8 protein-coding genes and 2 pseudogenes are annotated in these 9,835 nt (G+C 56.0%); 3 read left to right on the top strand and 7 right to left on the bottom strand.

All coding sequences use genetic code 11. The features are described from left to right. Positions 1–617: 617 nt before the first annotated feature. Positions 618–728, top strand: a pseudogene (locus IEX53_RS24115) (transposase domain-containing protein); the annotation flags it as partial. Here the strand turns inward: IEX53_RS24115 and IEX53_RS23200 are convergent. The 4 genes from IEX53_RS23200 to IEX53_RS23185 all read right to left on the bottom strand — a co-directional run bounded on the left by IEX53_RS23200 (position 674) and on the right by IEX53_RS23185 (position 3,737). Beyond that, on the bottom strand, positions 674–874 hold the full coding sequence (locus IEX53_RS23200) for a hypothetical protein (RefSeq protein ID WP_236016350.1): 201 nt from the start codon (positions 872–874) through the stop codon (positions 674–676). The pseudogene IEX53_RS24115 and the gene IEX53_RS23200 sit on opposite strands and share 55 nt — an antisense overlap. A gap of 200 nt (positions 875–1,074) precedes the next feature. Then, the gene (locus IEX53_RS23195) at positions 1,075–1,557 is read right to left on the bottom strand and encodes a hypothetical protein (RefSeq protein WP_188826543.1); all 483 of its coding nucleotides are present in this window, start codon (positions 1,555–1,557) and stop codon (positions 1,075–1,077) included. Positions 1,558–1,838: 281 nt separating this feature from the next. Continuing rightward, positions 1,839–3,221, bottom strand: coding sequence for a Fic family protein (locus tag IEX53_RS23190; RefSeq protein ID WP_188826542.1), 1,383 nt, complete (start codon positions 3,219–3,221; stop codon positions 1,839–1,841). A gap of 162 nt (positions 3,222–3,383) precedes the next feature. After that, on the bottom strand, positions 3,384–3,737 hold the full coding sequence (locus IEX53_RS23185; RefSeq protein ID WP_188826541.1) for a hypothetical protein: 354 nt from the start codon (positions 3,735–3,737) through the stop codon (positions 3,384–3,386). 62 nt (positions 3,738–3,799) lie between these two features. Here IEX53_RS23185 and IEX53_RS23180 point away from each other — a divergent pair. After that, positions 3,800–4,950, top strand: a protein-coding gene (locus IEX53_RS23180; RefSeq protein ID WP_188826540.1) for an IS3 family transposase whose coding sequence is annotated in 2 segments (ribosomal slippage) — positions 3,800–4,067 and positions 4,067–4,950 — 1,152 coding nt in all. Because the reading frame shifts where the segments join, the coding sequence is not laid out codon by codon here. Between the two features lie 445 nt (positions 4,951–5,395). On the opposite strand, the pseudogene IEX53_RS23175 reads toward IEX53_RS23180, so the two are convergent. The 3 genes and pseudogenes from IEX53_RS23175 to IEX53_RS23165 all read right to left on the bottom strand — a co-directional run. After that, a pseudogene (locus tag IEX53_RS23175) lies at positions 5,396–6,421 on the bottom strand (recombinase family protein); the annotation flags it as partial. Between the two features lie 447 nt (positions 6,422–6,868). Then, positions 6,869–7,381: a GNAT family N-acetyltransferase gene (locus IEX53_RS23170; RefSeq protein ID WP_188826539.1), complete on the bottom strand. Its 513-nt coding sequence runs from the start codon at positions 7,379–7,381 to the stop codon at positions 6,869–6,871. Between the two features lie 6 nt (positions 7,382–7,387). Further along, entirely contained in the window at positions 7,388–7,669 is a 282-nt protein-coding gene (locus IEX53_RS23165; protein ID WP_188826538.1) for a type II toxin-antitoxin system TacA family antitoxin, read from the bottom strand. 316 nt (positions 7,670–7,985) lie between these two features. Here IEX53_RS23165 and IEX53_RS23160 point away from each other — a divergent pair. Beyond that, the coding region (locus IEX53_RS23160; RefSeq protein WP_188826537.1) for an ATP-binding protein at positions 7,986–9,835 on the top strand (1,850 nt) is incomplete at its 3' end.

Below are 9,835 nucleotides of genomic sequence, written 5' to 3'. Positions count from 1 at the left end.
CTTTATGAATCACTGAAAAGCTGATTTGGAAATCCTCAGGAAATGTATTCTCAAATGACGACACGCCCTAGCAAATTCGTCCCGGTATTCGTTTGTTTCAATGGATTTGAGGATACTGGCAAGAAACGTCGTCTTGCCTTCTCCTCGCCGGGCTGAAACAAGGATGGCGTCATGGCGCCGCTCTTGCAAAACATTAAGAGCGGCGGGGCGATCGTCTTTTTCATTCTCATCGGCTGGCGGTTTGACCGGACGAGACAAACGCCCGGATCACCCGCCTTCGCGCTTCCCGCTGGATGAAATTTTGAGCCGTCGGATTGGGATTTCCGATCAGGTCGAGATCAATGGTAACGACTTCGTCTTGGCTCAAAATATCAAATCCTTGGTATGCTGCTTCTCGCCTATGAAGTCAGAACGCGACGCTTCCTGACGATCTTCTTCGAGAAGGAATGGTGCTAGAGATGTGAGGCAGTCGCGAATGGCGTGTGTAGGACCATCATGGACTTTAGATTCGACCCAGTAAGTTTCAGCCTGCCGTCTTCGGCTACAGTCGCGTAAACCCCATCCGCGCCGTGGTAGTGCATCCGGCTATCTGTCTTGAGGTCCATTTTGCAAAGAACGATCCGCTCGACTGGCTCTCCCAAACATTGCCCCGCCTTGTTCAAGGTTGGCCAGCCTATGAAATCGAAGCACTCATGCCCTGGAGCTTCAAGCCTGACGTTATCGGCTGACCGCTTACGACCAGGCAGTGGCAGTAGACTCGGACCTTGTGCCCATCGATCTCGACATCACGCTCGACGAGATGCAGATGCACGCCGATTTCGTCTGGGTCTCCCGACAAAATTGCGTCGAGTTCGGCACCCGTAATTTCTGCCATTTGTGTGTGTTCCCCCAGAATCAATCGCAAGTATATTGCGGATCACCTCGGCCTGCCGCAAGCGCAGGCTCGTGTCAGTTCACTCATATCATCGGCTTTGTTATGTGAATCGCTTAGAAAAACTATATGAACAGGGATAGCCCGCCTGGGGAGCGCTCGGTTGAAATTGATCGCGTGCCATACTGCAAGCATTCCCAATATCAGGCCGGCTCGACTTCAACACCTTCTGGCTGTTCGTTGCGCGCTCGGACCCCCTCCAAAGAGGTTTTGTTGGCCACGTATTTCTCCAATTCCGTAGCGTGGTTCTCACAGCCTTTGGCCTGCTTGCGTAAAAGTAATATGTGGTCAGAAAGTTCTCGCGGCGTGCAGAGGCTTATTGGGACTAGAGCCCGTTCGCCGTTCCTAAGCACAGGATACGATTTAACCAGGCGGGTATGGCCAGGAAATACCATTTGAGGAGATGCGGGATCATCGCTCATGCCGACGCGCTTCAGCATTCGCGCAACGACGCCCACCAATTCCTTCTTGGCGAACGCCCTGTAGAAGCTGGCATAAGGGCCAGCCAGAGGCTTGTTCTTAAAAATTTCTTCAACGATCTGGCTTGGCTGTGCAATCTGGCCAGCATCCATCCACTGACCGATGAGCTTATGCAGCTCCGACAATAGTGCAGCATCTTTGGCCATGAGCGTCGTCCTATCACAACGGTTGAACGGAAAAAACGGCGCAGCTATAGACACGTTACCGCCCCCTGCGCGGCTACAGCATTCAAGCGGAATCTGGCTGATAGCTGTAACTTAGCTTGGTGATCATCCACGGTTTCTAAAAATTGTCAAAGCCGTTGTTCTGACTTTGTTCAAGTAAGCAGATATTTGTTCAGGTTGAGTGGAAGAACGGCTGAGGCTTCCTCAGCGCATTTAAAATTGGCGCGCAAAGTCGCTGCGCGACAATGGGGCAGGGCTATCGGTCATTTCGCCTCCCAGATTTTGCGCCAGGCTGCGAACTCCGAGGGGCGGATCTGATAGCGTGCGAAATTGCCTTCATGCAGTTCCGTCAACTCGGCTTCGGTAGTCTCGACGAAACGCTCACGGTCAGCGGAATCGATCCTGTCAGCCGCCCAAGCGGCGACGCGGTCGGCGACCTCCTTGCGTTCGGTGCGGCCACGGATGAGGTGCGCGACGAGTTCACGCAGTTCGGCGCGATAGCGAAGACGGAATGGATCAGGTTCGCCGAGCGATTGGCGCACAGCGGCGTAACGCGCAGCCGAGCGTTCATAGGCCCATAGAAAGAGGTCTTTAAGGAGATCAATGCGGTTGAGTTCGTACACCCCAAGCACTGCCTCGGTATACGCTTGTCGCGGCACATCGGCGAAGGAGAGCGGTGAAAGGTTGTTCTTGATGAATGGGATATTTGCGGCAAGGCGAGACACGCGCTTGTTTACGTCATCGAATGGCTGAAGATACGGCAGTTGTACCATGACGAAGAACGCTTGCTCGAAGGGGTCGACGATGGCGTCGGCGGTAACCAAAATCTGATCGAAAGATTCCTCGATGAGTTGAGGAACTTCCAGAGGATGGAATGCGGATCGTTCGATCCCCACCGCGATGTAGCGCAATCTACCCGCGGCTGATGAATCGGAAAGGAGATTGTTTGCAAGCAACCCGTGCAGATTGAGGATCGTGTAGCGGTTGAAGCCGATGTCGTCGGCCGCGCTGACCAGGAATTCAATTGCGTCCTTGTGGTTGAGGATCATCTGCGCTTCGACATGCCTTCGGCCCTTGGCTTCTTCGCCGAATTCGATGAGCCGCCTAGTATCGAGGAGTGAATAGGTATTGCCCTCGAGGCGGCTCGAATTCCAGGCGAGATCGATGAGGAGCCTGTTCAGGATGTGCTTGGCGTAGGTTCCTGCCGGCTGCTCGGCGATCTGCGATCGTCCTACCGACATCAGATGGCCTCGTTCGGCCTCGGTCAAATAAAAAGTGACATTCGGGCGGTATCGGTCAAGAAAATCGCGATTGTAGCCGACCGGCTTGCGAGCCTCAGGTGCCTGCCGGACATAATCGCGCACCGATTTGGCCACATCGGATAGCGCGATCGCGAAGGCCTGATCTTCATCAGATGGTGCAGCGCCTGAAGCAATGTCAGGCAGACGATATTTTGCCCACCGGCCTTCGCCCTCCATTACAAGACGATTGCCCGATACCAACCGCTTCAGGCGATACTGTAGCGTGCGTTGAGGAATAGGCGCGGGCAGGGCGCGAAGAATTTCCGATGCTGGAATAGCACCTTTATGGCGGCCTACAATCTCTTCAATCATTGCTAAAGCGTCGTCTAAGATTTGGTTTACCATGTTTGACCGCTTTCCTGCGCATAGAGTTTAAGCGCAAGAATGCGGAATCTATGCGCAAATATCAAGTCTATGCGCAATAATTATTGCGCATATTGCAAACGGGGCGATGAGAGCCTATAAAAGTTTTCGTGTTTCGGAAGCTTAGTTGATGGTATGGAACAACTACGCGGCGGCACGAAACAGTCCGCTACGGTCTTCGATGGATAGCAATTCCATCATTTGGTGATGCCTCGGCGCGATCCGCAAGTTAAGATGAAATCCTGCCCCCGCAACCACCGATCCCTGCGATTGCTTTAAGCCCTTGCCCCGCAAGGGCTTTTTTGCGTTCTGGCCCTCCGTCGCCCGGCCCAACAGTTCTTCGAGAAGCTCCTTCTCCTTCAAGAAATCCGGGTTCTTCTTGCCGGATGCAAACGTCAGGATCGCCGCAAGGTCACCGCGCAGCACAATCACCAGCTCTCCGCTGTCCGGAACAAGCTCGATGCGACTGACCAGCGAGCGCAATCGGTCAGCCGCCAATGCTCTCGTTGGACTTGCTTCGGAAAAGTGGAGAGGTTTTCTTGAGTTAAAAGGAAACCGGAATGCCGAAGCAGAAGAATTTCACGAAGGAATTTGAGAAGGAGGCGGTGCGCCTGGCGCAGACGAGCGGTCGGACGCAGCGCGAAATTGCGCAGGATCTGGGTATCGGCCTATCGACGCTGGTGCGCTGGATTGGCCGGAGCCGGGATCAGGCGATGGACGATCCGGCGCATTCAGCCCAGAATGAAGATATGGCGGCCGAGCTGAAGCGGTTACGCCGGGAGAACGAAATCCTGCGGCAGGAGCGCGAGATACTGAAGCGCGCCGCAACTTTTTTCGCCAAGGAGGGAAGTCGATGAAATTCCGTTTCATCGACCAGGCGAAAACGGAATTCCCCGCACACCGTCTTTGCAAGGTTCTGGGCGTCAGCCAGAGCGGCTATTTTGCCTGGAAGGATCGACCTGCCAGTCGCCGGCAGCGTGAAGACATGGCGATGCTGGCCCATGTGCGTTCGGCCTACGCGCTTTCTCATGAGACCTACGGCAGTCCACGCATGACGCGGGAATTGCAGGACAGCGGCTTTGCCATCGGTCGACGGCGAACCGCCCGGCTGATGCGGGAAAATGGTCTCCATGCCCGGCAAAAGCGGCGGTTCAAGCGCACCACCGACAGCCAGCATGCCTTCCCGGTTGCGCCGAATATCATCGATCAGGATTTTGCCGCGACCGGGCCCAATCAGAAATGGGGTGCCGATATTTCCTATATCTGGACCCGTGAGGGCTGGCTGTATCTGGCTGTGGTCATCGACCTGCTCTCCCGCCGCGTCGTCGGCTGGGCTGTCGATGGCCGGTTGCACCGCGCTCTGGCGCTCAATGCTCTTCGGAAGGCCATTATCATGCGGCGACCCAAGCCCGGACTGATCCATCATTCCGATCGCGGCAGCCAATATTGCTCGATCGACTATCAGATGTTGCTGCGCGACAACGGCATCCTCATCTCGATGTCGGGAAAGGGAAATTGTTACGACAACGCCATGGTCGAAACCTTCTTCAAGACGCTGAAATCGGAACTGGTCTGGAGAACCGTCTTCCAGACGCGAAATCAGGCAGAAATTGCCATTGCCCGCTACATCGATGGCTTCTACAATCCAACCAGGCGGCATTCGGCGCTTGATTATTTAAGCCCCGCGCAGTTCGAGAGACTGGCCGCATGATCTGAAATTGCCTCTCCACTTTTCCGAAGCAAGTCCACGTCTCCTCATTGCCAAGTTGGAGACGAAGGGCGGCGATCTCCTCGTGGTAAATCTTCGCCATGTTCGGATGGAGCAGGGCAGGGGGCTTTTCGGCACCATCAAGGAAGGCTTTCAATTCCTGCTTGCGAGATTCCAGCTTCGCGCCGCGCTCCTTTACCATATCCACCGACAGGGCGTCCTTCAGGTAAAGGTCGAGGATCTTTTCCAACTCACGATCAATCTTCTTGATCTCAGCCTCGCCCGCCTCAATGGAAACGCGGGCATCCATCCGTGCCTTGTTCACTTCTCGCGTGAACTCCTCGCAGAATTCCCTGAACAGTTCGGGTTCCATCAGATGCTTCTCGAGGCCGCTCAATACTGCGGCCTCAAGTGTATCGCGCCGGATGTTCAGGCGATTGTTGCAAGTGCCCTTGCTGCGCGCATTGGTGCAACCGAGCATGTCCTTCGAGATCATCGAATAGCCGCCACCACAGCAGCCGCACTTGATCAGGCCGGTGAAAAGATGCTTCGGGCGGCGGCGCTCGCACAGGAAGTTGTTGCTCGTTTCGATCGCCGGGTCGTGCGCGAGCTTCTCCTGCCGCTCTTTCACCGCATCCCAGATTGCCTGATCGACGATGCGCAGTTCCGGCATCTCCTGCACGACCCATTCCGATTCCGGGTTGAGCCGCGACACGCGTTTGCCTGTGTCGGGGTCCTTCAGGTAGCGGAGCCGGTTCCAAACCAGTTTGCCGACATAAAGCTCGTTATTGAGAATACCGGTTCCGCGCTTCGGATTGCCGTGAATGGTCGATGGTCCCCATTCGCTGCCTTGTGGCCCAGGCACGCCTTCGACATTCAGCCCCATAGCGATGGCGCGCGACGATTTGCCGTCCAGATATTCCTCAAAAATGCGGCGCACGATATTCGCTTCGGTCTCGTTGATCGTGCGTTCGCCGCGGCTGGCTTCTCCTGCCTCATCAATCCGGCGGACGACGTCATAACCGTAACAAAGCCCGCCGCCCGACTTGCCATCTTCGATACGGCCACGCAGGCCACGCCGCGTCTTGTCGGCAAGGTCTTTCAGGTAGAGTGCGCCCATCGTGCCCTTGAGACCGATATGCAGCTCGCTCACTTCGCCTTCGGAAAGCGTGATGATCTGCACGCTGGCAAAGCGCATCCGCTTGTAGAAGCCGGCAATGTCTTCCTGGTCGCGGGAAAGCCGGTCGAGCGATTCCGTCAGGATCACGTCGAAGCGGCGCTTCAGGCCGTCGGCAATCAACTCCTGCACACCGGGCCGCAGCAGCGATGCCCCGGAGATCGCCCGGTCGGTATAGCTGTCAAGGACGGTCCAGCCTTCCCGCTCGGCGCGGGCGCGGCAAAGCCGAAGCTGGTCTTCAATCGAGGCGTCGCGTTGATTGTCGGAAGAATAACGAGCGTAGAGTGCAGCTCTCATGAGACGGCCCTCCTATTTGCGGAGGCGTTCGCGAGCGGCGCGCTCCTGTTCTGCTTCAATGAACTTGCGGGCAGCCTGCCGGGCAAGCATTCGGACGAATTCCCGAAGACGAGGATCGGGCTGGGACGGATCGTAGGCCGGCATGGTGTCGGATGGTATAAGAACCACCCGCGCGGTGCTTGCCGTTGCTCCGTTCCGTTTTGCCACAATACGATCCTAGCTCTTGAGCGGACCATTCCGCTGCGGGCAAAGATTGGGCCGGAAACCGGCGGATGTGAATGCGAAATCGCGGGCATTGCAGCGTACTCCGTCATAGAGCGCCGTTCCCCGTCGCACCGCTTCGTGGTCAATCGCAGATCAAGCGGCGGGAATAGAGGGCGTGCGCGTAAGAATACTTGAATTTCGGGACAGGCGAATCCCCCAATGCGTAGAATAAATTTGCGTTCTTCAGTCGAGCGATCGCTCCAGCGCCGACATCACCACCGACTTCTGGATGAACAATCGATTTGGCCGGTTCGGAAACCGCTGGAATCCGTAACTGGTATAAAATGCGGCCGCTTTGTCATCCTTGGCGTCCACGATGATGACGAACAACTGCAAGGTCTTGCTTGCTTCGAGAATGCGCCGCAGCGCATCCGTCAGAAGCATCTCACCGAGGCCCTTGCCGCGAACCCGTTCGTGACGCGCCAACCGACCGATCAGCGCGGCGGGGATCTCGTCATAACGCGGTAGCTTGCGCGAAATCTCCGGCGGGATCACATCAAAAGCGACCGAAAGGGTACTGATCGAATAGAAACCAACGACACCCATCTCGTCGTCCATCGCAACGAAGGTATGGGCAAGGTTTCGCTTCTCATCCTGGCTTGCGCGCTTACGGAACCAGTCATCGTGCGCCGGTTGCCCGCTCGAAAACCGTGTCCGGTCATGGTGCTTGCCGAGTGCCTCGAATATTATTCCCACGACCGATCAACCGGCCATCTGGCGATGGCGCTTGAAGGCGGCAACGAGTTTGTCCGCAGGTTCCGGCGGATTGAGCAATGCGTCGAGAAACGCCTGCTTGTCCTCACCGCTCAGGACAATACGCTCATGTTCATCGAGTACGCGGCGCGCGCCTTCAAAGGCGAGATCTCCCGCGGTCAGGCCGGATACGGCCATAGCGCGCTGGATAAGGTGCTTGGCTGTCGGCGAAACCCGCAGTTCGATACGGTCCGTTTTGAGTTCATGCTTGCTTTTGGATACGGCTGGCATGGGCTTTTCCTTTCTCGTAAAGAGTACGGAAAAACGCCGTGCTAAGCAAGGAAAATGTCATTGTGAGAGTGTCTCAGTTTGAATTTCCGCTCTCGACCCCATCGCGGCCGTTCACCGGATCGAGTGCGCCAACCAAGAGCTGCCAATGGCAGGCGATAGAAAATGTCCCCGGTTCCGAGTTTTTATCTATAGATTGACGTATCGGTGTTGGTCCGACCTGGGCCTATTGTCTCGGGAATTTCCCGAGTACAGTCAAAATTAAACGGTGCCGTCGGTTACCATTGCCAAGCAGGGAGGGGCGTAGGCCCGAAGTCATATGAAGTTCGACGTGCTCGGCCGCATCAACAATATGCGCCTTCCCGATGGACGAACCGCTTTGCTGTACTCCGTCTATGAGGCAGTCAGCAACTCGATCCATGCGATCAACGACCGCTTCGGTGAGGAAAACGCCGCGGCGAAGGGACGGGTCAATGTCGATATCTCTCACGACGAGAACGGTGATGTCGAACTGATATCCATAACCGACAACGGGATTGGATTTACCGAGGAAAACCTTGACTCATTCGAGACCAGCGATAGCCGCTTCAAATACAAGCGCGGCGGGAAAGGCGTAGGCCGTTTTATCTGGATCAAGCTGTTTCAGACGATTCGCGTCGACAGTGTCGTGAAAGTGGGACGCTCGAAGGAACGGGTCCGCTTTCGCTTCGCACCGGAGAAGCAAAACTCTATCGCCTACAAGCGCGTCTCGCCAGCAGGGGATGCCGACGGCACGACCGTGACGCTGTCGAAGCTGAGGAGGGAGCAGCGCGGCCGAGTTCGGCCGAGCTCTTACCTCAAGGACTTGGCTCTTCACTTCTTTCCGCAGTTCATCTCCGGCACCCTGCCGAAAATCTTCATTACGTATGACGGCGAGACCGCGAGCCTGAACGACTTCATTTCGGGCAAAGTCGACAGGCCAGTATCCGAAACGATCTCCGTCGATTTCGGGAATGGTGCGACGGAATTGACCGTCAGCCATCTTTTTGTCGACAATTCCGTGTCGACCAATCTGCGCAACAGCTACCTCTTGACCGCCCACGGGCGGCTTGTAGGCGATCCGGTCTCGATCGAACGGAAATATGCGCTCAAAGAGCTTCCCGATGGAAAGTCCTATGTAGGCGTTGTCCGAAGCGACTTCCTCGACGAAAGAGTGGACCAGGAGCGCTTAGGATTCAAGCTGACCAATGAACAGCAGGAGATACTTGAAAGGGCGATCCTCGGAACCGCAGAAGCGTTCCTCATCGATCATATCCGCAAGATGCGTGCCCGGCAGAAGGTCACTGTCGAAGGGCTGGTGATCGAGCATCCGCAACTCGCGACGCAGTTCGAGAGCATTGAAGATTACGTCAACGGCCTGTCTCCGGGCATGGACGATGAGCAGATCGCGCAGAACCTGTTCGTGCTGCTTTATCGCGAAGAGCGAGACCTTCGGAAGAAAATCGACGAACTCGATAACCTTGCCTCACTTGATGACGAAGCACGCGATCAGGCGCGAGAAACGCTCGAGGAAATACAGAATCAGGAGAGAGGGAGGTTGGCCGAGCTCGTCGTGAAGCGCCATCAACTGCTGCAGATCTCCAATGTGCTCCTGAAATTCAAAGACGATGAGAAGAAGTCCTACCATTACGAGCGCGTGATCCACGAGATCATCTGCCCGATGGGAGAAATGTACAAATCTGGAGAACATACTCGGCACAATTTGTGGATGCTGGACGATTCCCTTAGCACCTACGAATTCTTTGCGTCGGACAAGGCTATCAATGCCCTCGCGAAGGATACTGGGTCTAGGAAAGAACCGGACCTGATATTCTTCAACCCATTGGGCTTCCGCCGTGAGGGGATGGCGGAGCCGGTCGTAATCGTCGAGTTTAAGCGCCCCGGTGACGACCGACCGAGCCAAGATCCTGTCCGGCAGGTCTTGCGCTACATCGAGGAGCTGCGGGGCTCACGTGTCACAGACATTGACGGCACGGTGATCTCGGATATCTCCTCTGAAACGCCATTCGAATGCATCATCGTGTGCGAGCTCACGCCCGCCGCTCGGTTGCATTTCGAGTCATCCTGTCAACGGCGGAGTAAAAACCGGCCACGGGGCGGAGCAAAAGTCGGCCACTTTCGGCGCGCGCA

Origin of the sequence: Paramesorhizobium endophyticum (assembly GCF_014640615.1) — a bacterium.
GTDB classification, from domain to species: Bacteria; Pseudomonadota; Alphaproteobacteria; order Rhizobiales; family Rhizobiaceae; genus Paramesorhizobium; species Paramesorhizobium endophyticum.
The sequence above is the reverse complement of the archived record's forward strand: the minus strand, read 5'-3'. Positions and strand labels throughout refer to the sequence as shown.